Annotated in this window: 18 protein-coding genes; 8 read left to right on the top strand and 10 right to left on the bottom strand. The window is 59.7% G+C overall.

The annotated features are described in order from the left end of the window. Positions 1-61: 61 nt before the first annotated feature. From NA619_RS12570 to NA619_RS12560, 3 genes are all read right to left on the bottom strand, one after another. Positions 62-1,036, bottom strand: coding sequence for a TRAP transporter substrate-binding protein (locus NA619_RS12570; RefSeq protein WP_255962189.1), 975 nt, complete (start codon positions 1,034-1,036; stop codon positions 62-64). An 83-nt stretch (positions 1,037-1,119) separates the two neighbouring features. Beyond that, positions 1,120-2,019, bottom strand: coding sequence for an SMP-30/gluconolactonase/LRE family protein (locus NA619_RS12565; RefSeq protein ID WP_255962188.1), 900 nt, complete (start codon positions 2,017-2,019; stop codon positions 1,120-1,122). A gap of 39 nt (positions 2,020-2,058) precedes the next feature. After that, entirely contained in the window at positions 2,059-2,883 is an 825-nt protein-coding gene (locus NA619_RS12560; protein ID WP_255962186.1) for an NAD-dependent epimerase/dehydratase family protein, read from the bottom strand. Between the two features lie 371 nt (positions 2,884-3,254). Here NA619_RS12560 and NA619_RS12555 point away from each other — a divergent pair, with 371 nt between their 5' ends. After that, positions 3,255-4,409 (top strand): L-talarate/galactarate dehydratase, encoded by a 1,155-nt coding sequence (locus NA619_RS12555; RefSeq protein WP_255962185.1) that lies wholly within the window; start codon positions 3,255-3,257, stop codon positions 4,407-4,409. 87 nt (positions 4,410-4,496) lie between these two features. On the opposite strand, the gene NA619_RS12550 is transcribed toward NA619_RS12555, so the two are convergent. The 4 genes from NA619_RS12550 to NA619_RS12535 form a co-directional block, all read right to left on the bottom strand. Beyond that, positions 4,497-6,017 carry a tripartite tricarboxylate transporter permease gene (locus NA619_RS12550; RefSeq protein WP_255962184.1) on the bottom strand — a complete coding sequence of 507 codons (1,521 nt, stop codon included), beginning with the start codon at positions 6,015-6,017 and terminating at the stop codon, positions 4,497-4,499. A gap of 9 nt (positions 6,018-6,026) precedes the next feature. Then, entirely contained in the window at positions 6,027-6,506 is a 480-nt protein-coding gene (locus NA619_RS12545; RefSeq protein ID WP_255962183.1) for a tripartite tricarboxylate transporter TctB family protein, read from the bottom strand. A 67-nt stretch (positions 6,507-6,573) separates the two neighbouring features. Next, the gene (locus NA619_RS12540; protein WP_255962181.1) at positions 6,574-7,542 is read right to left on the bottom strand and encodes a tripartite tricarboxylate transporter substrate binding protein; all 969 of its coding nucleotides are present in this window, start codon (positions 7,540-7,542) and stop codon (positions 6,574-6,576) included. Positions 7,543-7,603: 61 nt separating this feature from the next. Next, complete coding sequence (locus tag NA619_RS12535; RefSeq protein WP_255962180.1) at positions 7,604-8,992, bottom strand: enolase C-terminal domain-like protein; 1,389 nt, start codon at positions 8,990-8,992, stop codon at positions 7,604-7,606. A gap of 743 nt (positions 8,993-9,735) precedes the next feature. Here NA619_RS12535 and kdgD point away from each other — a divergent pair. The 7 genes from kdgD to NA619_RS12500 all read left to right on the top strand — a co-directional run bounded on the left by kdgD (position 9,736) and on the right by NA619_RS12500 (position 19,338). After that, complete coding sequence (kdgD, locus tag NA619_RS12530; RefSeq protein ID WP_255962179.1) at positions 9,736-10,647, top strand: 5-dehydro-4-deoxyglucarate dehydratase; 912 nt, start codon at positions 9,736-9,738, stop codon at positions 10,645-10,647. A 96-nt stretch (positions 10,648-10,743) separates the two neighbouring features. After that, on the top strand, positions 10,744-12,186 hold the full coding sequence (locus NA619_RS12525) for an aldehyde dehydrogenase family protein (RefSeq protein WP_255962178.1): 1,443 nt from the start codon (positions 10,744-10,746) through the stop codon (positions 12,184-12,186). A 122-nt stretch (positions 12,187-12,308) separates the two neighbouring features. Beyond that, positions 12,309-13,652 carry a glucarate dehydratase gene (gene gudD / locus NA619_RS12520; protein WP_255962177.1) on the top strand — a complete coding sequence of 448 codons (1,344 nt, stop codon included), beginning with the start codon at positions 12,309-12,311 and terminating at the stop codon, positions 13,650-13,652. A 241-nt stretch (positions 13,653-13,893) separates the two neighbouring features. Further along, on the top strand, positions 13,894-15,447 hold the full coding sequence (garD, locus tag NA619_RS12515; RefSeq protein WP_255962314.1) for a galactarate dehydratase: 1,554 nt from the start codon (positions 13,894-13,896) through the stop codon (positions 15,445-15,447). A gap of 398 nt (positions 15,448-15,845) precedes the next feature. Further along, positions 15,846-17,264, top strand: a complete 1,419-nt coding sequence (locus tag NA619_RS12510; protein WP_255962176.1) for an FAD-binding oxidoreductase — start codon at positions 15,846-15,848, stop codon at positions 17,262-17,264. A 39-nt stretch (positions 17,265-17,303) separates the two neighbouring features. Then, positions 17,304-18,233 carry a 2-hydroxyacid dehydrogenase gene (locus NA619_RS12505; RefSeq protein WP_255962175.1) on the top strand — a complete coding sequence of 310 codons (930 nt, stop codon included), beginning with the start codon at positions 17,304-17,306 and terminating at the stop codon, positions 18,231-18,233. A 187-nt stretch (positions 18,234-18,420) separates the two neighbouring features. Then, positions 18,421-19,338: an aldose 1-epimerase gene (locus tag NA619_RS12500; RefSeq protein WP_255962174.1), complete on the top strand. Its 918-nt coding sequence runs from the start codon at positions 18,421-18,423 to the stop codon at positions 19,336-19,338. A gap of 263 nt (positions 19,339-19,601) precedes the next feature. Here the strand turns inward: NA619_RS12500 and NA619_RS12495 are convergent, their stop codons facing one another. From NA619_RS12495 to NA619_RS12485, 3 genes are all read right to left on the bottom strand, one after another. Further along, on the bottom strand, positions 19,602-20,846 hold the full coding sequence (locus tag NA619_RS12495) for an OprD family porin (RefSeq protein ID WP_255962173.1): 1,245 nt from the start codon (positions 20,844-20,846) through the stop codon (positions 19,602-19,604). Positions 20,847-21,145: 299 nt separating this feature from the next. Next, the gene (locus NA619_RS12490) at positions 21,146-23,404 is read right to left on the bottom strand and encodes an ATP-dependent DNA helicase (protein WP_255962172.1); all 2,259 of its coding nucleotides are present in this window, start codon (positions 23,402-23,404) and stop codon (positions 21,146-21,148) included. Then, positions 23,401-25,041, bottom strand: coding sequence for a VRR-NUC domain-containing protein (locus NA619_RS12485; RefSeq protein ID WP_255962171.1), 1,641 nt, complete (start codon positions 25,039-25,041; stop codon positions 23,401-23,403). The genes NA619_RS12490 and NA619_RS12485 overlap by 4 nt, the downstream gene beginning before the upstream one ends. Positions 25,042-25,355 lie beyond the last annotated feature (314 nt).

Raw genomic sequence — 25,355 nt, 5'->3', positions numbered from 1 at the left:
ATTTCACCACAGACGCGGCGACGGGCGAGGCCCGCCGCCGCGAGGTTCTTCAGAGGGGCTTTTACTGAACGGCTTCGATACGCTTGATCAGTTCGGCGTAAGGCGCGCCGTACTTCTCGCGAACCGGAGCGGTTGCGTCGTAGAAGGGCTTCTTGTCGACTTCGATGAACTCAACGCCTTCTTCCTTGAGCTTGGCTTCACTGCTGGCAGTCTTCTCGTCCCACAGCTTGCGCTCTTCCATCTGCGCTTCCTTGGCGTACTTCTTGACGATCTCCTGCTGCTCAGGCGTGAGCTTGTTCCAGGTAGCCTTCGACATCACGATCGGCTCGGGAAGGATCAGGTGACCTGTCAGCGAGTAGTTTTTCGCAGCACGGAAGTGGTTGTGCTCGAGCATGGTCGGCGGATTGTTTTCCGCGCCATCTACGACGCCGGTTTGAAGGGCGCTAAAGATCTCACCTGTGTCCATCGCCACGCCCTGTGCGCCCATGGCGTTGAGCGTGTCAATGAACAGAGGGTTACCCATCACACGAATCTTCATGCCCTTGAGGTCTTCAATGTTGCGCACAGGGTCTTTGGTGTACAGGTTGCGCACACCGCCATCCATCCATGCCAGACCGACCATGTTGAATTCGGAGTTGGTGATCTTGTCGAGGATCTCCTGGCCGATCTCACCGTCGATCACTGCACGCATGTGTGCGTTGTCACGGAACACGAAGGGCATGTTGAAGGCGTTAACGTCCGGTACGACCGGGCCCAGGGTGCCCAGGCTGACGCGAGTCATCTGGACTGCGCCAAGCTGAACTTGCTCAACGACTTCCTTCTCGGAACCCAGTACGCCGCCCGAGAACATGCGGAACTTGAGTTCGCCGTCGGTGGCCTCTTCGATCTTTTTGCCCATGTTCTCTTGAGCGACGACCGTCGGATAGCCGGCCGGGTGGATCTCAGCGATCTTCAGCGTCATCTCGGCATAAGCCGTGCCCGACAGGCAGAAGGCGAAGGGGAGTGCAGCGATAAGCAACTTGCGTTTGAAGTTCATGTGGATCTCCATCTTGTTTTTGTTGGTGTGCAGCGTTGCGAGCGGCAAGGCCGGGCAATGCGGGCCTTTCCATGGGTGAAGCTTTATTTGAAACGGGTCTCCTCCAGTCCTGCGACGCCGGCTTTGAGTGCGAACACGCCGCCAGCCAGTGGCTGGTCGGAGAGGTCTCCACCGGGACGGATGGAAGTGACGAACAGGGTGTCCATGCCAGCGCCGCCGAACGCACACATGGCGGGCTTCTTAACAGGCACTTGAAGTGAACGATCGAGGCGACCATCCGGCGTGAAGCGATGGATCAGGCCGGCGTCGTTGCCGCAAATCCAGTAACAGCCGTCGACGTCGACCGCCCCACCGTCTGGACGGCCCGGATGCTGGTTCATGTCGACGAACAGGCGACGATTGCTCGGCGTGCCGCTGTCGATGTCGTAATCGAAGGCCCAGATCGCTTGTACCGTTGGGTGCGAGTCGGACAGGTACATGGTGCGGCCGTCTGGGCTGAAACCCAGGCCGTTGGGCACGATGAAGTCCTGCAGCTGCGCATTCAGGGCCTGGTTGGACGAACTGCCGTCGAAGCGGTACATCGCGCCGGCACTGATACCGGCAGCCATGTCCATGACCATGGTGCCGGCCCAGAAACGGCCTTGGCGGTCGCAACGCCCGTCGTTGAAACGCATATTGGTGTTGCGGTGCTCCACGTCTGCGAGACGAGTGGACTGCAGCGTGCCATCAGCCTGCGGGACGATATCGAAGAGGCCGTCTTCCATTCCCGCAACCCAGCGGTTGGCGTCGCTCTGACGGCGCGCGATGCAGGCAATCATTTGCTCGCCGGTCCACCGGGTTACCGAAGCGTCCGCCGCTTTCCAGCGAAGCAACTGGCGATTCGGAATATCGACCCAGTAGAGCGCCTGCTCGGAGGCCACCCATACCGGGCTTTCTCCAGTTGCGTTCTGCGCGTCGACTATCAGTTCTGCTGTATGTGCCATGGCGATTCTCTTGTTGTAATTCGCAGCGTGGCGGGGTGGTCAGTCTTCGAACGGGCCGGCTTCGCAGAAGGCCCCGCCCTGGTAGATCAAGGCGGGGTCATTGGGCTCGTACTGCGGCTGCTGCTCGATCTTCTCGCGGAAGACTTCGGAGCTATCCTTGGGCTCGTAGCCAAGGTGGGCGGCCATGTGGTTGTCCCACCAGACGTCGCGGTTGGCCGATGCGCCGTACACCACGGTATGACCGACATTGGGTGTGAACAGGGAGCGCTCGATGAGTTGGGTCAGATCGCGATAGCTGAGGTAGGTCGCCATCATCCGGCGGTTCAGCGGCTCGGGAAAAGAAGAGCCGATGCGCAGGCTGACGGTTTCAATGCCGTAACGGTCGAAGTAGAAGCTCGCCATGTCTTCGCCGTAGGACTTGGACAGCCCGTAATAGCTGTCAGGACGACGGGCCACGCCAGCGTCGATCTTCTCGGTCTGCTTGTAGAAGCCGATGACATGGTTGGAGCTGGCAAAGATCACGCGCTTGATGCCGTGCATGCGCGCAGCTTCGTAGATGTGAAAGACGCCTTTGATGTTGGCCTCGAGAATCTCCTCGAAGGGACGCTCTACCGAAACGCCGCCGAAATGCGCGATGGCGTCAACGCCTTCACAGAGGGCGTGTACTGCGGCTTTATCGGCGAGGTTGCACTGGACTACTTCTTCGTGATCGCCAGCGGCAGGTTCCATGCCGGCGATATCGGAGAGGCGAATAATCTTGGCATAGGGGCGAAGCGTTTCGCGTAACACCTTGCCCAATCCCCCTGCAGCGCCAGTCAGCAGGAGGCGATTGAAGGGTGTGGGAGCGGTCGTCGTGCTTGTCATTGAGGTCTGCCCGTCGCTTATTGTTTTTGATGTCATCGGTTGTCGGATGACTTGCCTCGATTATTTCTACGGACTCGCCCTTTTGTCAACCCGAAACTGGGACGCTGCATCAGCTCGGCTTTCCATAATCCAAGACTTGGTCGCGATGGCAAGCTCCGCGCCAGGCCAGCAATTTCAAGCGTGTAGCCCTTTCGCTGTGCGCTTTCGCATGTCCAAGCTAGCGCTCACTAACCGCCATTCACATACCACTAAAGTCGAACGCGTTGACACCCGCTCAGGCAGAGTAATCAATTAGCAGCTATGTTGGTTGTTGTATGACGACATGAGTAATTGCTCCATTGCGAACGCATTCGAACAGAGCGAGAACAACAATGACTGACACGGGAAATGGGCAGGGTGTAGCGGACCAAATCTGCTGGATCAGATTGAAAACAGTCAACCTGCCTCTGCGCGCTGCGGTGAGCGATGCAAAGGTGCTCACCGGGCGGCAGAAGCCGCTGGATTCGGTGCAGCTACTGTTTGCGGAGATCGAGTCTAGCCACGGCCACGCAGGCCTTGGTTTCAGCTATAGCCTGCGTACTGGCGGGCCGGCCCAGTATGCGCATGCACAGCAAATCGCGCCGCTGCTGATTGGAGAAGACCCCAACGACATTGCCCGGCTCTGGACGAAAATGGCTTGGGCTGGCGCTTCGGTTGGGCGTTGTGGTGTCGCCGCGCAAGCCATCGCAGCGCTGGATACCGCGCTGTGGGACCTGAAGGCGCGGCGTGCTGCCTTGCCGTTGTCCAAACTTTTAGGTGCACATCGCAGCGCAGTACCTTGCTACAACACATCCGGTGGTTATTTACAGGCACCCATCGAGGAGGTCATCGAGAAAGCCATCCAATCCCGCGAACGCGGAATAGGTGGAATCAAGATGAAGGTCGGCCAGCCCGACAGGCGAGCGGATGTGCGACGCGTGGATGCCTTGCGCAAGCAGCTCGGCGAACAGGTTCCCTTGATGGTTGACGTGAACCAGCAGTGGGACCGCATCACGGCACTGCGGATGGGGCGAGAGCTTGAGCAATACGCCCTGGAATGGATCGAAGAGCCACTGGATGCACACGATGTCACTGGTCACGCCGCGTTGGCCGCGCAGCTCGACACACCGATCGGCACGGGAGAAATGCTGACTAGCGCCAGCGAGGCCTTGGCCTATGTTGATACGGGCGCGGTCGACGTGATCATGCACGACGCGCCGCGATTAGGGGGCATCACGCCATTTCTGAAGGTCGCCAGCGCCGCTGAGCAGCGTGGAATGATCATGGCGCCGCACTTCGTCATGGAGATTCATCTGCACCTCGCCGCTGCCTACGAGCACCAGACTTGGGTGGAGCATTTTGAATGGCTGGAACCGGCGTTCAATGAACGATTGGAAATTCGTGACGGGATGATGATCGTGCCGGATCGACCTGGGCTCGGGTTGAGCCTGAGCGAAGAGGTGAATGCCTGGACGCTTGCACAGGTCGAGTTCGGCACCCGGGCATGAACGAAAAAGCCGCGCCATATGGCGCGGCTCTCGCCGTTGCTGTCCGATGCCTGAGGCCCACCCGCATAGCGAGCGGGCCCAGGCAACTCAGGCGTCTTGGAGTTTAGCGACTGCACCTTTTCGGCTTCGCAGCGCGCTGACCAGATGCCACACCACCGAGGCCACTGCCAGTAGCAGGAAGGATGCAGCGATAGGGTTGGTGAGGAAGCCCATGAAGTTTCCATCGGACAACATCAAGCCACGCCGCAAGTTGGTTTCGGCCATCGGCCCCAGGATGAAACCGATGATGAAAGGCGCCGCTGGCATGCCGCCTTTGACGAATCCATAACCGATCAGACCAAACAGGATGATGGTCCAGACATCGAATATCCGGCTGCTGAGCCCGAATGCACCGACTACGCAAAGGACCAGAATGATCGGCAGCAGGATGTGCTTGGGTACAGCCAACAGCTTGATGAAGATACGCAGCCCGTAGAACTCCAGCATCAACATCATCAGCGAGGCCAGGAGCAGCGCGGCGAAGATGGTGTACACCAAAGGCCCCTGGCTGATGAACAGCATCGGACCTGGCTGTATGCCGTGAATCAGGAAGCCGCCGAGCAGGATGGCCGTGGTCGCGTCTCCCGGAATGCCGAGCGTCATCAGCGGAATCATGGCGCTGCCGATACCGGCGTTGTTGGCAGTTTCACTGGCTACCACGCCTGCGGGCTCGCCTTTGCCGAATCGCTCGGGGTGTTTGGAGCGTTTTTTGGCAATGATGTAGGAGACGATGTTCGAGGTTCCTGCACCGATGCCCGGAAGAATGCCAATGCCAATACCGACCAGCGAGGAGCGGATGGCGTTGGGGATCTGACCGAAGAACTCCTTGACCGAAAAACCGAAGCCTTTGATGTTCTTCATGCTGACTTCAGGGATGCGAGTACGGTGGACGGAGCGCCCTGTCTCGGCAATCTTGATCACTTCGGCGACAGCGAACATGCCGATCATCACGGTCAGCATCGCAAAGCCAGCATTGAGGTTGGGTGAATCAAAGGTGAAGCGTCGAACTGCCTCGACCGGCGCGATGCCAACCGTGGAAAACGCAAAGCCCAGAGTGCCGGCGTAAATGCCCTTGAGCAACGAGCCTGCTGAAAGCGTCGCGATCAGCGTCAAGGAAAACACCGCGATCGCGAAATATTCATGCGGACCGAAGCGCAGGGCGGTTTTGGCGAGCCAGGGCGCGATCGACATCAGTGCAACGATGCTGAGGATGGTCCCGAGGAAGGAAAACACGATGCCCATGCCGAGGGCCTTCACGCCTTCGCCTTTTTCCATCATCGGTGCACCGTCGAAGGTGGTGGCGATGGAGGCGGGGGTACCGGGAATCTTCAGCAGGATCGCCGAGATCAATCCTCCGGAGGTCGCGCCAACGAACAGGGCAACAAGCAAAGAAAGCCCAGCAGCCGGGCCCATGGTGTAAGTCAGTGGCAGGCAAAGTGCGATTGCCATTGTGGCCGAGAGGCCGGGTACCGCGCCAAACACGATCCCGACAGCGACGCCGAGTGTGATCAACACGAAGATGTAAGGAGTAAAGACGGCGCCGAAGCCCGCCTGCAGTAACTCGATCATGTCGGCCTCCTAAAGGTCCAGAAAGCCGGCCGGAAGCATCAGGTCGAAGCCGTGGCGGAAGGTGAAATAGATGGCGACGGACGCAACCACAGCGATGATCACGTAGGACAGATGCTTGACCCTCTGATCGCTTGGCGTGATCACAATGAACTGCGCGTATAGGTACAACGCGGTCGTGATCAGGAAGCCCACTTTCTCGAGCAGTGCGATGTATATGGCGATAAGGGCGAGCGTCTTGAGCACGGTGGGGTAGTCGGCCGCTGTCTTGGGCGCGTCATCATCGGTGTCGGTATCAGGGCGAACTGCTTTGCGCGCACCGAGTAGCTGGAGAAAACCCAGCAGACACAGCGCGATGGCAAGGACATAAGGAACGGTCGAGGCGTCGATGGTGCCCTTGCGCGGCAAATTCATGGTCAGGATCAGGTAGAACAGGCCTGCGCAGAGCATAACTGCGCCGACCACCAGCTCCTTTTTCTTATACGTATCCATGGGCGGCTCCTCATGGGTTAAGGGCGGAATACCGGACGCGGCGGGCGCGTCCGGCGTTGGTCAGAACTTACTTGCTCTGGCGCAGCTCGTCCTTGAACTCCATGAATTCTTCACGGGTCTTTTTCAGCAGTGCAATGGACTCTTCAGTGCCGTAGTAGCTCACTGGCTGCTTGAATGTCTTTTTCAGCTCTTCTGCATAGGCGGGGTCTTCAGTGATTTGCTTCATCACGTCGGCCATCTTCTGGACGATTGCACCGTCAGTGCCTTTGGGGAACGCGACGATGTAAGGCTTCTCCATCACGAAGTCCACGCCTTGTTCCTTGAAGGTCGGCACATCACCCAGCAGCGGGTTGCGCTCCGCGTTGGGCTGGCCAAGGGCAAACATCTCGCCGTTGCCCACGTAATCCTGCACCGACCCGTAGCTGATGCCGCCCAGGTCAATACGGCCGCCCAACAGGGCGACGACCTTTTCCGAGACGGTGCCGGCGTCGACCATCTTCATCTTGGTATCGGTGAGCTTCTCGAACATCAGGCCCTGCAGGTGAGAGTAGCTGCCCATTTCGGTGCCGTAGGTCACGGAGCTGGGCTCGGCCTTCGACTTGCTGATCAGCTGGTCGAGGGTCGTCAGACCGGAGCTTTTGGACGAAACGAAGACTGCACCTTTGTCCACACCGGCGATGCACGACACATCGAAGGCATCGAAGCTGTCTTCTGTCAGTCCGGCGACCTCGTTGACGATCATCTGGCCGGTGTGAGTGAAGAGAATGGTGTTGCCATCTGGGGCCGCGCTCTTTACCTGATCGGCTGCGATGGTGCCGCCCCCGCCAGCCATGTTGGTGATGACCATTGGCTTGCCGGTGATCTTGGTGAAGTACTTGGCCATGGTGCGGGCATTGAAGTCGGTATCGCCGCCTGCGTTTGCGATCACCACGACCTGAACCGGGCGGGTCGGCCATTCAGTTTCCGCGGCGTATGCGTGGCCCAGGGATGTCGCCAAAACGGCGGAAACAAGGGAGGCGCTGATTGCTTTTTTCATTGTATGTCTCTCCGGTGGTTTGGGTTGCGGCGCTTTGCGTTTGAAATTTGCCTTCTTCTTATTAGCGACCCAGGCTCGGTTGCTTGGGATCGTACTTCCAGCCAGGGACCAGATACTGCATGGCCATGGCATCGTCACGGGCGCCCGTGGCGACTTTGTTGTAAAGCTCGTGGGCGGCCATGATCCGGTCCATGTCAGGCTCGATGCCGAGCCCTGGCCTGTCCGAAACCTGAACCGCTCCGTTAACGATCTGAAGCGGGTCTCGGGTCAGGCGCTCCTGACCTTCCTGCCAGATCCAGTGTGTGTCGATCGCGGTGATCTTGCCCGGCGCTGCGGCAGCGGCATGAGTGAACATCGCCAGCGACACGTCGAAGTGATTATTCGAATGCGAACCCCAGGTCAGGCCGAACTGCTCGCACATCTGCGCCAGCCGAACCGAGCCCTGCATCGTCCAGAAATGCGGATCGGCCAGCGGGATGTCGACTGCTTCGAGCCGTAGCGAATGACCCATCTGCCGCCAGTCGGTTGCAACCATGTTGGTTGCGGTGGGGATACCCGTGGCACGCTTGAACTCGGCCATGACCTCGCGGCCCGAATAGCCCTTTTCCGGACCACAAGGATCTTCAGCGTAGGACAGGATGTGCCCCTGACCGCGACAAAGCTCGATGGCCTCAGCCAGCGACCAGGCGCCGTTGGGGTCCAGCGTGACGCGAGCGTCGGGGAAGCGTGCCTTGATCCCGGCAATGGCCTGCATTTCCTCACTGCCGCGCATTACGCCGCCCTTGAGTTTGAAGTCCTTGAAGCCGTAGCGCGCCGTCGCAGCTTCTGCCAGTCGCACTATGGCGTCCGGGGTGACTGCCTCCTGGTGACGGATGTTGTACCAGTCATCAGCCGAACCGGTTCCGGTCAGATAGGGCAGATCAGTCCGAGTGCGATCACCTATATAGAAGAGATAGGCCAGCATCGGCACGCTGTCTCGCTGCTGGCCACTGCCCAGTAGCTCGGCTACAGGAACATCGAGGTGCTGCCCGAGCAGGTCGAGGAGGGCGGCTTCGACTGCAGTGATGACGTTGTCCAGCCGCAAATTGATCTCATGGGGCTGCTTGAGCACTGCCGCTTCGGATTCGGACGTGACCTGATGCTGCGTGGTCTGAGGCCCTGCCGTACCGCCAGAAATTGCATGACGAAGCGCATTGAGGACGCGGTTGTAGCGGCCGATGCGTTGCCCGATCACCAAACCCTTGGTGCGCTCGAGTGCTTTACGGATGCCTTCACCGCCTGGCACCTCGCCGATCCCGGTACGCCCACTGCTGTCCTTCAAGATGACGAGGTTGCGGGTGAAGTAGGGCGCATGGGCGCCACACAGGTTCAGAAGCATGCTGTCGTAACCGGCTACCGGAATAACCTGCATATCGGTGACGACAGGGGTGGTGTTGTTCGCGTCTGACATCGCGTTACGTGCTCCTGATTATTCTTATGAGCGTCGAAAATTTACGGCCGGTCACGCTGTGCGGTGGTGAACCTCAGCGCATGCGTAATTCAACAGGGAGGAAACTGGGACGAGCCCGGCACTGAACACTTGGGTCTGCGGCGGTGTGCTTTGGCAGCCGCGTGGAGCGGCAGCAGCACACTTGGGAAGTGCGGAGTAGGACATGGCTTTTGAGCTCTGGTTATTTTCTGTCATACGTTGTCGTATGACTTGAGCGAATTTTTAACAGTGCCGGTGGTGGTTGTCAAATCATCAAAATATAAAAAATGGCCGCTTGTGACTGGCCGGTCAGGCTGCGGGTTCCTCAACATTTATGGTTCAGCAATGTCCTCATCGCATCTTTACTGTCTAGGCGCGAAGGCCTAAGCCCGACGTGCGAAACCGACTGGCCCAGCCGACAAGTTGGAAACTCGATAGGGCCATTGCGAATGACGAAGGTCTTGTAGTTTCACTTCGTCACCCGCACCAACCCACCAACGCCTGTACGAATAACTAATAGCGCATATGGCTGTATCGTCTATTCGTGCAATGGTGCAGCGGTATGAAGTGACCAGCAAATCGGCGCCAGTGCAGCCGATCATGCAGGCGAAGCTGCAGTAAAGAATTTTAGATAAACCGGTAGCGCCACCTGTAGTTGTACGATAACGTATCTCAAGGCTGCGGCCTTACCTCTTACATTGATTGCTTCACAGGATGCTCAAACAATGAATCCACAAGAACTGAAGTCCATCCTTTCTTCCGGTCTGCTGTCTTTCCCGGTCACTGACTTCGACCAGCAGGGCGACTTCAACCGCGACGGTTACATCAAGCGACTGGAATGGTTGGCGCCCTATGGCGCAACGGCGCTCTTCGCCGCGGGTGGCACTGGCGAATTCTTCTCTCTGACGCCGCAGGAATATCCGGATGTCATCAAGACAGCCGTCGATACCTGTGCAGGTCAGGTGCCCATTCTTGCCGGCGTCGGCGGTCCGACTCGTCAGGCTATCGCCTACGCACAGGAAGCCGAGCGTCTTGGCGCCAAGGGCCTGCTGTTGCTGCCGCATTACCTGACAGAAGCCAGTCAGGAAGGTGTTGCACGTCACGTCGAGGAAGTCTGCAAATCAGTCGATATCGGGGTAGTGGTCTATAACCGCAACGTGTGCCGTCTGACAGCGCCGCTGCTCGAGCAGCTGACAGAGCGCTGCCCGAACCTGATTGGCTACAAAGATGGTCTCGGCGATATCGAGATGATGGTTTCCATCCGCCGTCGCCTCGGTGAACGCCTGACTTACCTGGGTGGTCTGCCCACCGCGGAAGTCTACGCAGCGGCTTACAAAGCTCTCGGCGTGCCGGTTTATTCGTCCGCCGTTTTCAACTTCGTTCCAAAAATGGCGATGGATTTCTATCGCGCTATCGCGCGTGAGGATCACGAAACGGTCGGCCGACTGATCGATGACTTCTTCCTGCCGTACCTCGATATCCGTAATCGCTGCAAGGGATACGCTGTCAGCATCGTCAAGGCCGGCGCCAAAATCTCCGGTTATGACGCCGGGCCTGTGCGCGCTCCGCTGACCGACTTGCTGCCAGACGAGTACGAAGCGCTCGCTGCGCTGATCAAAAAGCAAGGTGCGCAATAACGGTCCAGCCCGACCCATCATTCGCCCCAACCGCCTGCGGCTGTTCGGCCTTTTGAACGGATAGTGGCAGGCGGAACTCACGAAGGAGAAAGTCCCGTGGCAGACGTACAACGCTATGACAATTACATCGATGGCCAATGGGTAGCCGGCAAGAACTACCAGGCCAATATCAATCCCTCCGACTTGTCGGACGTGATCGGCGAATATGCCCAGGCTGACAGCACTCAGGTCGAAGCCGCCGTGGCGGCAGCCCGTAAAGCGTTCCCGGCATGGGCCGCCTCCGGCATTCAGGCGCGCGCCGATGCGCTGGAGAAGGTAGGCCTTGAAATCCTCGCTCGTCGCGAAGAGCTCGGTGCGTTGTTGGCCCGCGAAGAGGGCAAGACCCTGCCGGAGGCGATCGGTGAAGTGACCCGGGCCGGCAACATCTTCAAGTACTTCGCCGGCGAATGCCTGCGTCAGGCTGGTGAGACCCTGCAGTCGGTTCGCCCGGGCGTCAGCGTCGAAGTGACCCGCGAGCCACTGGGCGTGATCGGCCTGATCACCCCGTGGAATTTCCCGATCGCCATTCCGGCGTGGAAGATCGCTCCAGCGCTCGCCTACGGCAACTGCGTAGTGATCAAACCTGCTGATCTGGTGCCCGGTTGCGCCTGGGCCATCGCCGAGATCATCTCGCGTGCGGGTTTCCCGGCCGGTGTGTTCAACCTGGTGATGGGCAAGGGCCGCGAAGTGGGCGAAGCCATCGTCAACGACAAGCGTGTTGATGGCGTCAGCTTCACTGGTTCGGTCGGCGTAGGCCGCGGCATTGCCAATACCTGCGTAAACCGCGGTGCCAAGGTTCAGCTGGAAATGGGCGGCAAGAACCCGCAGATCATCCTCGATGACGCGGACCTCAATACTGCTGTCGAACTGGCTACCCAGAGCGCCTTCTACTCCACCGGCCAGCGTTGCACGGCGTCCAGCCGCATCATCGTTACCGAAGGCATCTACGACCGTTTTGTCGAGGCGATGGTCGAGCGCATCAAGAAAATCAAAGTTGGCCCCGCGCTTGAAAAAGGCGTCGATGTCGGCCCGGTGGTATCCCAGGCCCAGCTCGATCAGGACCTGCGTTACATCGAGATTGGCAAGGAGGAGGGCGCACGCCTGGCCTGTGGCGGGGAGCGTGTAAGTTGCGGCACCGATGGCTATTTCCTTGCGCCGACGCTGTTCGTCGACAGCACCGCCGACATGCGCATCAGCCGCGAAGAGATCTTCGGCCCGGTGGCTAACGTCGTCCGCGTGAAGGATTACGACGAAGCCCTGGCGATGGCCAACGACACCGAGTTCGGTCTGTCCGCTGGCATCTGCACCACTTCGTTGAAGCATGCCAATCACTTCAAGCGTCATTCCCAGGCCGGCATGGTGATGGTCAACCTGCCGACGGCGGGCGTGGACTATCACGTGCCGTTCGGTGGTCGTAAAGGTTCGTCCTACGGCCCGCGCGAACAGGGTCGCTACGCCCAGGAGTTCTACACCACGGTGAAGACTACCTACATCGGCTGATCAGCCGATCCGTCCCCATGGGGCGTACCCGTGCGAGTCCACTGGGGCTCGCGGGGCGCACCCCATGGCGGCAAATGCGCTACACCCGTAACGCGGACCATAAGAATAAAAGAGAGACGCTCATGAATAATTCTGTGAATCAAGGTGCTCCGGTCGTCACTGAACTGAAAGTGGTTCCGGTCGCCGGTCAGGACAGCATGCTGCTCAATCTGAGCGGCGCTCATGGTCCGTACTTCACCCGCAACATCCTCATTCTCAAGGACAGCGCCGGCAACACAGGTGTCGGCGAAGTCCCCGGTGGCGAGGCGATTCGCCAGACCCTGGAAGATGCCCGCGCGATGCTGATTGGGCAATCGGTCGGTAATTTCAACGGCCTGCTGAACCAGGCGCGCAAGGCGTTCGCCGACCGTGATGTCGGCGGTCGTGGCCTGCAGACGTTCGATCTGCGCATCGCCATTCACGCCATTACCGCACTCGAATCAGCACTGCTGGATCTGCTTGGTCAGCACCTTGGCGTGCCGGTTGCCGCGCTATTGGGCGATGGCCAGCAGCGCGACGAAGTCGAGATGCTCGGTTATCTGTTCTACATCGCCGATCGCAATAAGACCGACCTAGGCTACCGCGATGAATCGAGCGCCAGCGATGCCTGGTTTCGGGTTCGCAACGAAGAAGCGCTGACGCCCGAAACCGTTGTGCGCCAAGCCGAAGCAGCCTACGAGCGCTACGGCTTCAAGGATTTCAAACTCAAGGGCGGCGTATTGCCTGGTAGCGAGGAGGTCAAGGCGATACGAGCCCTGGCCGAGCGCTTCCCCGACGCCCGCATCACCCTTGATCCCAACGGCGCCTGGTCGCTGGCCGAAGCCATTGACCTGTGCAAGGACCTGCACGGCGTGCTCGCCTACGCCGAGGACCCCTGCGGTGCAGAGAACGGCTATTCCGGCCGCGAGGTGATGGCCGAGTTCCGCCGCGCTACCGGGCTGCCAACCGCGACCAACATGATCGCAACCGACTGGCGGCAGATGGGCCACACCATCAGCCTGCAATCAGTGGACATTCCGCTGGCCGACCCGCACTTCTGGACCATGAGCGGTTCGGTGCGGGTAGCGCAGATGTGCCACGACTGGGGCCTGACCTGGGGTTCGCACTCCAACAACCATTTCGATATCTCGCTGGCGATGTTTACCCACGTGGCCGCCGCCGCGCCGGGCAGGATCACTGCGATCGACACTCACTGGATCTGGCAGGACGGCCAATACCTCACCCGCGAGCCGCTACAGATCGTGGGCGGAAAGGTCGCAGTGCCGGCCAAGGCCGGGCTCGGTGTGGAGCTGGATGAAGATGCGCTGCAAAAGGCCCATGAGCTGTACCTGGCCAAAGGGCTGGGCGCTCGCGACGACGCGACTGCCATGCAGTATCTGATTCCGGAATGGACCTTCAACAACAAGAAGCCGTGCATGGTGCGCTGATTTGGCTGAAACAGTCGTAGCGTAGGCTTCAGCCCCCCAGGGTGCCTGATAGGGAGCGATTTGGTGGGCTAAAGCCCACCCTACGAAAAAGCCGCACTGTGCGCCGAACGAAACCGTGTAAACGACTCAGCGGCGTAGGGTGGGCTTCAGCCCACCAGGGTGCCTGAGTCCGTTTGGAATTTTGCGCCGACCGCTCAACAACAATAACCGGGCCCGACCGGAGACTGATATGAACGAAACCGTGGAACTGATTCAGCATCAAGATTCGCCTCGTTACATACGCTTGAACGAAGCGGACAACGTGGCAGTTGTAGTCAACGATGGCGGTGTGCCGAGAGGCGCTTGGTTCCAGGACGGATTGGTCACGGTTGAATCCGTACCGCAGAGCCACAAGGTCGCATTGGTCGACATCGCCATCGACCAGCCTGTGCGCCGCTACGGGCAGATTATTGGCTATGCGCTGGAAGCCATCGCGCGGGGATCATGGGTCAAAGAGACCCAGCTGCGCATGCCATCCGCGCCGCCGCTCGACAGTCTTCCCATGTCCGACGCAGTACCTGCCCGGCTCGAACCACTCGACGGCTTCACGTTCGAGGGTTACCGCAACGCCGACGGCACGGTGGGTACGCGTAACATCCTTGGCATCACCACCACGGTGCAATGCGTCACCGGAGTGCTCGATCATGCTGTGGCACGCATCCGCAAAGAGCTGCTGCCCAAGTATCCCAACGTCGACGATGTGGTTGCGCTGACGCATAGCTACGGCTGCGGTGTGGCAATTACCGCAAAGGACGCCTACATCCCCATTCGCACGGTGCGCAACCTGGCGCGCAATCCGAATCTCGGCGGCGAAGCGCTGGTGATCAGTCTTGGCTGCGAGAAGCTGCAAGCCGAGCAGGTGATGCACCAGGGCGATGCTTCGGTCGACCTCAGCGAACCTTGGTTGTATCGCCTGCAGGACTCCAATACCGGCTTCAACGAAATGATCGAGCAGATCATGGCGTTGGCAGAAGCCCGCCTGGAAAAGCTCAACCGCCGCCAGCGCGAGACCGTCCCGGCTTCGGAGCTGATCCTCGGCATGCAGTGCGGCGGCAGCGATGCCTTCTCCGGTATCACCGCCAATCCGGCCCTTGGCTATGCCTCTGATCTGCTGATCCGCGCCGGCGCCACGGTGATGTTCTCGGAAGTCACTGAAGTACGCGATGCCATCTACATGCTTACCTCGCGTGCTGAGACGCCGGAAGTGGCCCAAGCCCTGGTGCGCGAGATGGACTGGTACGACCAATACCTCGAACGCGGCGCGGCTGATCGCAGCGCCAACACCACGCCGGGTAATAAGAAAGGCGGATTGTCGAACATTGTCGAGAAGTCCTTAGGCTCCATCGTCAAGTCCGGCAGCAGCGCCATTAACGGCGTGCTAGGCCCTGGTGAACGATTCAGCGACAAGGGGCTTATCTATTGCGCGACGCCAGCGAGTGATTTCGTCTGCGGCACCTTGCAGCTGGCGGCAGGGATGAACCTGCACGTCTTCACCACCGGGCGCGGTACGCCTTATGGCCTCGCAATGGCGCCAGTTGTGAAAGTCTCCACCCGTACCGAGCTCGCCGAGCGCTGGCCGGACCTGATCGACGTGGACGCCGGGCGCATCGCCACGGGGCGTTCCAGCATCGAGGAGCTTGGCTGGGAGTTGTTCCACTACTATCTGGATGTCGCTAGCGGAAAGAAGAAAACCTGGGCCGAGCAACACAAGATTCACAACGACATCACCCTGTTCAACCCGGCGCCGATCACCTGATTCAGCACATCAGGGTGCGTGGGCGAATGAATTCGCCCCTACACAAGCCCGTCAGTCTGCAGTCTTCGGGTCGCACTGATGACGTAGGGGCGAACTTGTTCGCCCAATTGTCCTGTGGCGCACGGACGAATGAATTCGCCCCTACACAAACCGTCAGGCTGCAGTTATCGGGCTCGCACAAGCGATGTGGGGACGAACTTGTTCGCCCAGTTGATCTGCAGCGTACTTGGGCGAATGAATTCGCCCCTACTCAAGCCGGTCAGTCTGCAGTCTTCGGGTTCGCACTGATGACGTAGGGACGAACTTGTTCGCCCAATCACCCTACAGCGTGCCTCGGTGGACGCCTTGCGGTAGGGCAAGCGCCGGCGATCATGAGCCACACCCAGGCGGAGAATGCGATGAGTACAGTGTTAGACGCGTTCATTCGTGAGATCGAAGCGGTCGTTGGAGCGGCAGGCATCGTGCGGGATGCAGAACGCATCGGTGGCTACCTGAGCGACTGGCGCAATGCCTATCAGGGCAAAGCGGCGCTGATCGTGCGTCCAGCCAATACCGACGAGGTGGCAGCGGTTGTTCGGCTGTGTAACCAATACGGCATCGCGCTGGTCCCACAAGGGGGCAATACCGGTCTGTGCGGCGGTTCGATTCCGGATGACAGCGGCAATCAGGTGGTGCTGTCGCTGACAAGAATGACCCGGATTCGCCACATCGATCCCGCAAACGAAACCATCACCGTTGAAGCGGGCGTAATCCTGCAGAACTTGCAGGAGGCTGCCGCCGAGGCGGGAAGGCTGTTTCCTTTGTCCCTGGGCGCAGAGGGCAGCTGCACGGTTGGCGGCAACCTCGCCACCAATGCCGGCGGCACGGCGGTGCTGCGCTACGGCAACATGCGTGACCTGACTCTAGGCCTGGAAGTCGTGCTACCGGACGGGCAGATCTGGAACGGCCTGCGCGGCCTGCGCAAGGACAACACCGGCTACGACCTAAAGCATCTGTTCATCGGCTCGGAAGGCACGCTCGGCATCATCACCGCCGCCGTGCTCAAACTGTATCCAGCGGTGCGCAGCACGACGACTGCCTGGGTGGCGTTGCCGAGCGCGTCTGCAGCAGTCGAACTGATCGGCGTCATCCGTGGACTCTGCGGAGACCGACTGACCGGCTTCGAAATGATGTCGCGGCAGAGCGTCGATTTCGTGCTGCGTCACGTCTCCGGTTGCAGGGACCCGTTCACAGAGCCCCATCCCTGGTACGTGCTGATCGAACTGAGCGATACCCAGCCCGATGCGCCCCTCAATGAGTTGCTTGAACTTGGGATAAGCGAAGCCCTGGAGCGTGGCTGGGTCATCGATGCCGTAATCGCCGCCAGTGAAGCTCAAGTCGCCGCGCTATGGGCCATGCGAGAAGGAATCTCCGAAGCGCAAAACCACGAAGGGCCGAGTCTGAAACACGACATCAGCGTGCCGGTCAGCTGTATCCCAGCGTTTATAGAGACGACCGACCAGCGGCTGCAAGAGCATTTTCCGGGCGTGCGGATCGTCGCCTACGGCCATGTCGGCGATGGCAACCTGCATTACAACATCAGCAAGCCGATCGGCTCCGACGATGCGCCCTTCAAAGCGCAGCACGAGGCAATCATGCAGCTGATCTACGACGCGACTACCGGACTCAACGGCAGCATCAGTGCCGAGCACGGTATCGGTCAGGCCAAGCGCAACGCCGCGCGGCACTACAAGGATCCGTTGGAACTCGAACTGATGCGCGCAATCAAGACGACACTTGACCCGAAGGGTCTGATGAATCCCGGCAAGGTGCTCTGACTGACCGTGCCGAACCGCTAACCCAATCGAGGTGTTCCTGTGACCTGCATTCTCCAGCTCGGCCCCCTGACCGAACGTTTCAACCGTGGCCTGGCTGCGGAACACGAGGTTTTGCGCATCTGGGAACAGGACGCCGAAGCGTTGCTCGACCAGCACCGCGATCGAGTCGATGTCGTGGTGACCTCTGCACGTTTCGGCTGCACAGCGGCACTGATCGAGCGGCTGCCCAACCTGCGCGCCATCGTTAGTTTTGGCGTTGGCTACGATTCGATTGATGTCGCTGCAGCCAAGGCCCGCGGCATTCCTGTAAGCAACACGCCGGATGTCCTCAATGATTGCGTGGCCGATCTGGCGTTCGGTCTGATCATCGACTGTGCCCGCCAGATGTCCCGTGCCGACCGCTTCGTTCGCGCCGGCGAGTGGCCGTCCGGCGGGCTGCCATTGGCCGCTCGGGTTAGCGGTAAAAAGCTTGGCATCGTCGGCCTTGGACGCATTGGTGAAGAAGTGGCCAAACGGTCAAGCGGGTTCGACATGCAGGTGCGCTATCACAACCGCCGACCGGTGCCGGACAGCGAATACGGTTACGAAGCCAACCTGATTGATCTGGCGCGCTGGAGCGATTTCCTGGTGCTGACCTGTCCGGGCGGGGAGAGCACGCGCAACCTGATCAATCGTGAAGTCATCGACGCGTTGGGGCCTAATGGCTCATTGATCAATGTGTCTCGGGGCTCCGTGGTAGACGAGCCTGCCCTGGTCACGGCCTTGGTGGAAGGACGCCTGGGCGGCGCCGGGCTCGATGTGTACGCCAAGGAACCCGAGGTCCCGCACGCGCTGCTGGACCTGCCCAATGTCGTGCTGCTGCCGCACATCGGCAGCGCCACCGAGGAAACACGCCTGGCGATGGAAGAATTGCTGTTGGCCAACCTGCGCGCCTTTCTGGAGCGTGGAGAGATGCTGACGGCGGTCTGAGCGTGCTTACCGGCACGAATCAGATCGAGATGGCTTTGCCATCAAGGCCTTCACCCACAAGGTGTGGGTCGACCCTCATGCGACACCCCTATAGGCGCTACCCACCGCATGCCACAAACGTGCAGGCGCGGGGCGCCGCTTCAATTCATCTCGCGAGCGATGACCGCTCGCCAGCGGAGCAGCAACCGTGACCGAAACCCAATCAGCGCTGAGCGAAATCGAACTGCAGCATGGCTCACTGAGCTTGTCAGTGTGCCCGGCATTAGGTGGAGCGATCACACGGCTCAGCATTGATGGTATTGACCTCCTGCGGCCCTGGGACGGTTCTGACAGCGTGCGAAAGACCGGCTGTTTCGTACTGGCGCCGTTCTCCAACCGTGTAGGTGACAGCGCTTTCGAGCATGAAGGCCAGCGTTATCCGCTGCGTAGCCTGTCGGCCGATCATCCACTGCCAATCCACGGCGTGGCCTGGAAGCGAGCCTGGAGCGTTGTCGAGCAGAACGCCGCCAGCCTGGTTCTGACCTGCAGCCATCAACCCGAGGGGGAGGGCGCGCTGGACTGGCCATTCGCGTTCGAAGTCGAACACCAAATGCGGCTGAGCGACAAGGGCGTTGAGCTGCAATTGAAGCTACGCAACCTGGACACCCGCTCCATGCCCTCCGGGCTTGGCTGGCATCCCTATTTTCTGCGTCACGAAGAGTGTCGGCTGCGGTTTGCCGCGCAATCGGTGTGGCAGAACGACTCGCGGAATTTGCCTTCACACCTGTCGCCGATTCCACCGAAATGGGACTTCTCAGTCGCCCGACCTTTACGGGAGCCCGGTCTTGATAACTGTTTCGTGGGGCGTAACGGGACTGTGCAGATCGACTGGCCCAACGAAAGCATCGTGTTGACCATGGATGCCAGCGAAGGGCTCGACCATCTAGTCGTATTCACGCCGCCTGCCGAGATGGGATTCTTCGCGGTCGAGCCTGTTTCACACGCCAACAACGCTCTGTGTATGCAGGATCCGGCCAGCAATGGAACGCGCACCTTGGCGCCTGGTGAAACGATGCAGGTCAGCTGCCGGCTCCAGATCCAACGCACCGCTGCTTTCAACGCGTAGCGCGAAAGCCTGCTGTCAGGCGGATAGAACACGATCCGCCTAATGCCTCGACGATCCCTGTAGGAGCCAGCTTGCTGGCGATCTGAATCTAAGCTCGCGCTCAACCCCGCAACGGCTCGATAGCTATCGCCCAACTATCGCGATCCTCCGCTCCTTAACTATGCGCTCCCTGTTCACCTGGCAAAAAAAAGCCCGTCTCAAGGACGGGCGAAAGTTTCCGCAACAGGAGCGAGGAGAGTTGCGTCCAGCGTGGTGCGTGACGCTTACAAAATGGACAGCGGGTAGTTGAAGATCAGGCGGTTCTCGTCGAGATCGCGCGTGTTGGCTTGTGAGCGGAAGCTCGAATTGCGCCACTTGATGTTGAGGTTCTTCGCTGGGCCGTTCTGAATGGTGTAGGCAAGTTCGGATTCACGCCCCCACTCCTTGCCATCGTCGTTGCCGGCTAGCTCGATGTTGTCGCCTTTGATGTAACGGTTCATCAAGGTCAGGCCGGGCACGCCGACAGCAGCGAAGTTGTAGTCGTGGCGTACTTGCCATGAACGTTCTTCGGCATTGTCATAAGCATTGTTGAAGCTGTCGTTCGCCAAGCTGCCACCGCTCGTGCCGTTAACGCGCATCCAGGCATCGCCGCTGACCTTCTGCAGACCAACGTAGAAAGTGTTACCGCCCGTCTTCAAGCCGAAGAGACCTGAATAGGTTTTGTTGTCGAGATTGCCGGCACGCGCGCTGCCACTCTCGTCACCTTGGAAGTAACCAAGGTTTGCAGTCAACGCGAGGTCATCCCCCAGCGGTTGGGTATGCAACAGTTGTACGTACTGCTGCTCGTAGACGTCCTTCAGCTCAGCGGTCCACAAACCAACGGTGGTTTGCTTGCTGATGGCGTATTCACCGCCGATGTAATTGAAGCGATCCGAGGCGCCGCCACCGAATCTCATGTCTTCCATGCTGGCATCGTTACGTTCGCTATTCTGGCGGAACTGACCGGCTGTGAGCATTAGACCATCGAACTCGCGGGAGGTGATCATGCCGCCTTCGAACGTCTGCGGCAGCGAACGACCATCGTCGGCGCGCAAGATGGGCAGCACAGGCATCATCTCGCCGATTTTCAGTTCGGTATTGGAGACCTTGGCTTTGGCAGCAACACCAAAGCGGCCGAAATCATCCGCTGGGCGGCCATCGCTGTGGCGTGGCAGCAAGCCTGTGCCCCAGGTGCCTTTGCCGCCGTCAAGTTTGACCGCAACGCCGGCAAGCACGTCGACGCCAAAGCCGATCGGGCCGGGCGTGTAGCCGGACTGGATGTTAAGGATGAAGCTCTGGGTCCATTCCTCAGCTTTGGTCCGGTCCTCGGCGTCGTCGCGGAACTCGCGGCCGATGTAGAAGTTACGTGCGTTCACGTTGATCTTGGTGTCTTCGACGAAGCCTTGAGCACTGGCCGTGGCAGGAATGCCAAGCGCCAGGGACAGAGTGCCTGCGAATACGGCGACCGACAGAGGATTGCGTGGGGTCATTGTTGTTGTGCTCCCTTTTTTTAAGTAGTCCACCCCGTGCGGCCAAGGCCTAAGACGAGGCGGGATGTAGCGCGACCGCGGATGTGGAGCGGCGCTCATCAGGCAACGAAACCGTTATCAGTTGTCTGATGACGTATCGGATTATGGCTACGGGGAAGGGCTTGTCAATTCAATTTGTAAAGAATTGTTAGGTCTCAGACTTTGGTCTAGTAGGGTAAGCAGGCCGCTTGCAAGTCTCGCAGCACTAGGCTGCAGGGGAGAGCGGCCCCATTCTTTGCGCTTCTCACCCCCGCACTGAATCAGGCTGGGTTAGGCCACCAGCCCGGCAGCAGTCGTCTGACCTGTGAACGAGCGAAGCGGTCGTCGATGAGATGAAGGGTTCCGGCGTCTTCCGTTGTACGGATCACTCGGCCAGCCGCCTGCACCACCTTTTGCAGGCCTGGGTAGAGGTAGGTGTAGTCGTAACCGGCGCCAAACAGCTGGTCCATCCGAGCCTTCATCTGCTCATTTACCGGATTGATCTGCGGCAGGCCCAGGGTCGCTACGAAAGCGCCAATCAAACGCCTACCGGGCAGATCGATTCCTTCAGAAAAGGCGCCGCCCAATACAGCGAATCCGATACCGCTACTCTGCTCGGTAAAACGCTCGAGAAAGGCGGTGCGTGCGGTTTCCTGCATGCTGCGGGTCTGCTCCCAGTAGGGCAGGTCAGGGTGCTGTGCACTGAGCAGAGCCGTTACCTGTTGCAGGTAATCGAAGCTGCTGAAAAAGGCGAGATAGTTACCCGGGCGCTCACGGTACTGCTCGGCTATCAGGTCCACGATGGGCTGCAAGGAAGCGTAACGGTCCCGGTAGCGCGTAGAGATATTGCGCGCCAGTCGGACGTGCAATTGCTCTGGCCGAAAGGGCGATTCCACATTAATCCAGACGTGATTGAGCGGCACGCCCAGGGTATCGGCGTAAAACCGTTGCGGTGCCAACGTAGCGGAAAACAGTACGCATGAGCGAGCTTCCCGAATACGCGATGTGAGAAAGGGGGCGGGGAGCACGTTGCGTATGCAGAGAACCGACGATTTCGTGCCGTTGCGGTCCGGCCCCGACGCCAGGGTGCAGTCGATCAGCGAATGCTCGCCGAACTCCTCGGCCAGGCGACAGAAATGCATGGCGTCGAAATAGGCCGCCAACAACAGGGGATCAAGGCCCGCCGGGTTTTCACCCATGTACTCGGTTATGGCGCTGACGGCTTGTTGCAAAGCGTTGATGAGCTTGTATGGCAGGTCCGGGAGAACCTGATACGCACCGATCTGATCCCTTTGGAGATCGCTCCAACCGCGCAGCACACGCTCGACGGGCTTCTTCAACACTACGGGAAGAGTCTTGCGTAACCCATTGATCTGCCTCATATCAAGCTCAGCGCTGTACATGCTTCTACCGCGTTCGAGCAGATTGTGAGCCTCGTCGACCAACACGCCGACGCGCCACTGATTCAGCAGCGTCAGGCTGTAGAGCAGGGCGCTCAGGTCGAAGTAGTAGTTGTAGTCGCCAATCACCACGTCAGCCCAGCGAGCCAGCTCTTGGCTGAGGTAATAAGGGCAGATCCCGTGCGCCAGCGCGGCCTCACGTAACGTCGCCTTATCCAGAACGCTTCGCGTAATGGCGTCCGCACGAGCAGCGGCGAGCCGATCATAGAAGCCACGGGCGAGCGGGCACGATTCACCGTGACAGGCCTTGTCGGGGTGCTCGCATGCCTTGTCACGCGCAACAAGTTCCAGAACCCGCAGCGGCGTCGAATCGCTCGACAGGCTTTTCAGCGCATCGAGGGCGAGCTGGCGACCAGAGGTTTTCGCGGTGAGAAAGAACAGTTTGTCCAGCTGCTGACCCGGAAAGGCTTTCAGCTGTGGGAACAGGGTCGCCAACGTCTTGCCGATGCCGGTGGGTGCCTGAGCCATCAAGTGAGTCCCGGTGCACACGGCCTTATAGACGGCCTCGGCCAGCTGCCGCTGACCATTGCGAAACTCGCCGTACGGAAACGACAGGACCTTGAGCGCCTGATCTCGCTCGGCACGGTGCGCCAGCTCCTGCTCGGCCCAGGCGATGAAGGATTTGCACTGTGCCTCGAAGAAATTCTGTAAGTAGTCCGCGCTGAAGGATTCAATCAGCAGCGTTTCCTTCTGCGTGACCACATCGAAGTACACCAGCGCGATATCGAGCGTTTGCAGATAGCGTGATTCGCAGAGCAGCCAGCCATACACCTTGGCTTGAGCCCAATGCAGATGGCGATGATTGGCCGGCTGCCGGTCCAGATCGCCGCGGTAGGTTTTGATTTCCTCCAGACGATTCTTTGCCGAGTCATAACCATCGGCGCGGCCGCGAACGTGAAGGGGGCCGTAACGGCCTTCGAGCGTGACCTCGCGCTCATAGCCATTTCCGCGTCGTGCGGTAACGGCGGCGTGACCGGCGATGCCCTCCAGCGCGGTGGGAGAGGGCGTGAAGCGCAGGTCCAGATCACCCAGTTTGGCCGTGAACTCGCACAGCGCACGTACCGCGACTCGATAACTCAAGCGTCGCTCTCCGCCCATTGGACATAGCAGACGGCGATCGGCACCTGATTCCGCTGTGCAAATTCTATCCAGCGCTTCTGGTTGTCCTGCAGACGATCGCCAGGGCCCTTTACCTCGATCAGTTGGTAGCGTTGCTCGTCAGGCCAGAACTGAATGAGATCCGGCAAGCCGCTGCGATGGTTGGGCACGTCCAGAAGGATGCGCTGGAAGAAGGCCTTCAAGTGCTCGGCAGGAATGCAATCGAGCGCCAGTTCCAACAGCGTTTCGTCGAACAGCCCCCAGCTGACGAACTGTGATTGCAGTCCGAATTTCTCGTGATACACGCGGCGTATGCAGTCGCGGTATTCGCCCGTGCCAAGCTTGCTCAGGCATTCATCGAACAGCCCGGCTCGACGCGTATGGAAGTCTGGCCGTGCGAGATCCGCCGGTGCCGCGTGGAACGGATGGAAGAAAGCACCGGGTAAGGGCGCAAAGATCGCGTCCCAACAGAGCATCCCGAGCAGCGAGTTGATCAGGGCGTTTTCCACGTAATAAACCGGCGCTTCTGTGGAGGTCAGGTGTTCGCGCACGGCGCGTTCAACACTCATTGCGCCCGGCCTGGGCAGCATCAGATCAATGCGTTGCGGCTGGGAGAAGCCTGCGCGCCGCGACGCAGGACCGCCGAGCGCCCGCCGTAGACGAGGCAGGATTCGCTGCAGCTGCTGGGCTTCATGCTCGCTTTCTGGTGCAGCCTCGGCGACCAGCGCCAGCTGCAATGCAGCCTCCGGTTGTTCGCTACGCTCGAGCACCCGGATTGCACGTTCTCGAGCGCCGGGATAGCGGTTGGCGGCGTGAAGCCGCAGCGCCAGTTGCAGATCACCGACTCGCTCGCATTGTCGCGCAAGCCCCAGCAGCAGCTTGCCGCGACGATTCTCCAGCCAGTCGTTGGCGTACGGCGTCATGGGCACGTCAATCAGTACGTCTTCAACCGACTTGCCGGCTTCGAAGCGCTCACGACAGCGGTGCAGGTGCAGATACACATCCACCTCGGCTCGCAGATGAAAGGCGCGTGACTCCGAGGAGAAGGCGACCTGCTCATAGCGGAAGATGCCCAGATCGGCGAGCACGAACTCCGACCAATCCTGATGAATATTGCCGAAGAACATCAGTCGCAGCCGGTCGCACAGGTCGTTGATGGTCAGCGCGAATGCCGCATCGCCAAGCGCGTGGCACCAGTTGGCGAAGGGCTTCGGTTGGGCATGCTCGGCCAACAGGGCTTGGAGCAGATCGCTCTTGCGCTGACTGCTGAGCGACGAACCAAACACACGGAGCAGTTCGTCCTTTTTCAGTAGCCCAAATAACTGGATGAGGTCCAGCGCAGGGTCAGGCTCGATCCAGCCTTGCTCGACCAGCGCCGTCGAGGCCTGAAGCGGGCAACCGATCTCGGCATAGCGCAATTTACTGGCGCGGAACAGCACACCCTTGCGCATCACCATGCGGACCAGAAGTGCCTGCGATGGCTGCGGGATCTGCTGGAAACGGTCGATGAAAGCCCGCTCATCTTCATCCAGCAGATCACCGTGGCGCTCACCTACCCACGCGAGCACCTGGCGGAAGTTATCGAGGTAATAGAAGGGGTTTTCCAGGGCCTGGCGCATCGAACGTCCGGTTCGGTAATACGTGGGCGTAGCGGCCCGTAGAGCTGGGTATTTATACAGTTGCCTGTGATTTTGGCAATGGTTGGACGATCAGTGGCGGGGGCTGGGGGCGGTTGTCTTGGCTGGTAGGGTGATGGGTATCGCTTTGCTCAACACGTCCTACCGAAGCTGGCCTGGCTTGTAGGATGTGGTTGAGCGTAGCGATACCCATGCGGTGAAACGTCCGGGCTGTTTGGCCTGAGAAGATCAAACCGCGGGGGCTGGGGGCGGTTGTCTTGGCTGGTTGCGTGATGGGTATCGCTTAGCTCAACCCA

This window comes from Stutzerimonas stutzeri (genome assembly GCF_024448895.1).
In the GTDB taxonomy this organism is placed as follows: domain Bacteria; phylum Pseudomonadota; class Gammaproteobacteria; order Pseudomonadales; family Pseudomonadaceae; genus Stutzerimonas; species Stutzerimonas stutzeri_Q.
This window is presented reverse-complemented; position numbering and strand designations above follow the sequence as displayed.

What these genes read in the sequence shown, in the direction of transcription:
- NA619_RS12570 (WP_255962189.1), bottom strand. Translation starts at nt 1,036, where the DNA reads ATGAACTTCAAACGCAAGTTGCTTATCGCTGCACTCCCCTTCGCCTTC.
- NA619_RS12565 (WP_255962188.1), bottom strand. Translation starts at nt 2,019, where the DNA reads ATGGCACATACAGCAGAACTGATAGTCGACGCGCAGAACGCAACTGGA.
- NA619_RS12560 (WP_255962186.1), bottom strand. Translation starts at nt 2,883, where the DNA reads ATGACAAGCACGACGACCGCTCCCACACCCTTCAATCGCCTCCTGCTG.
- NA619_RS12555 (WP_255962185.1), top strand. Translation starts at nt 3,255, where the DNA reads ATGACTGACACGGGAAATGGGCAGGGTGTAGCGGACCAAATCTGCTGG.
- NA619_RS12550 (WP_255962184.1), bottom strand. Translation starts at nt 6,017, where the DNA reads ATGATCGAGTTACTGCAGGCGGGCTTCGGCGCCGTCTTTACTCCTTAC.
- NA619_RS12545 (WP_255962183.1), bottom strand. Translation starts at nt 6,506, where the DNA reads ATGGATACGTATAAGAAAAAGGAGCTGGTGGTCGGCGCAGTTATGCTC.
- NA619_RS12540 (WP_255962181.1), bottom strand. Translation starts at nt 7,542, where the DNA reads ATGAAAAAAGCAATCAGCGCCTCCCTTGTTTCCGCCGTTTTGGCGACA.
- NA619_RS12535 (WP_255962180.1), bottom strand. Translation starts at nt 8,992, where the DNA reads ATGTCAGACGCGAACAACACCACCCCTGTCGTCACCGATATGCAGGTT.
- kdgD (WP_255962179.1), top strand. Translation starts at nt 9,736, where the DNA reads ATGAATCCACAAGAACTGAAGTCCATCCTTTCTTCCGGTCTGCTGTCT.
- gudD (WP_255962177.1), top strand. Translation starts at nt 12,309, where the DNA reads ATGAATAATTCTGTGAATCAAGGTGCTCCGGTCGTCACTGAACTGAAA.
- NA619_RS12510 (WP_255962176.1), top strand. Translation starts at nt 15,846, where the DNA reads ATGAGTACAGTGTTAGACGCGTTCATTCGTGAGATCGAAGCGGTCGTT.
- NA619_RS12495 (WP_255962173.1), bottom strand. Translation starts at nt 20,846, where the DNA reads ATGACCCCACGCAATCCTCTGTCGGTCGCCGTATTCGCAGGCACTCTG.
- NA619_RS12485 (WP_255962171.1), bottom strand. Translation starts at nt 25,041, where the DNA reads ATGCGCCAGGCCCTGGAAAACCCCTTCTATTACCTCGATAACTTCCGC.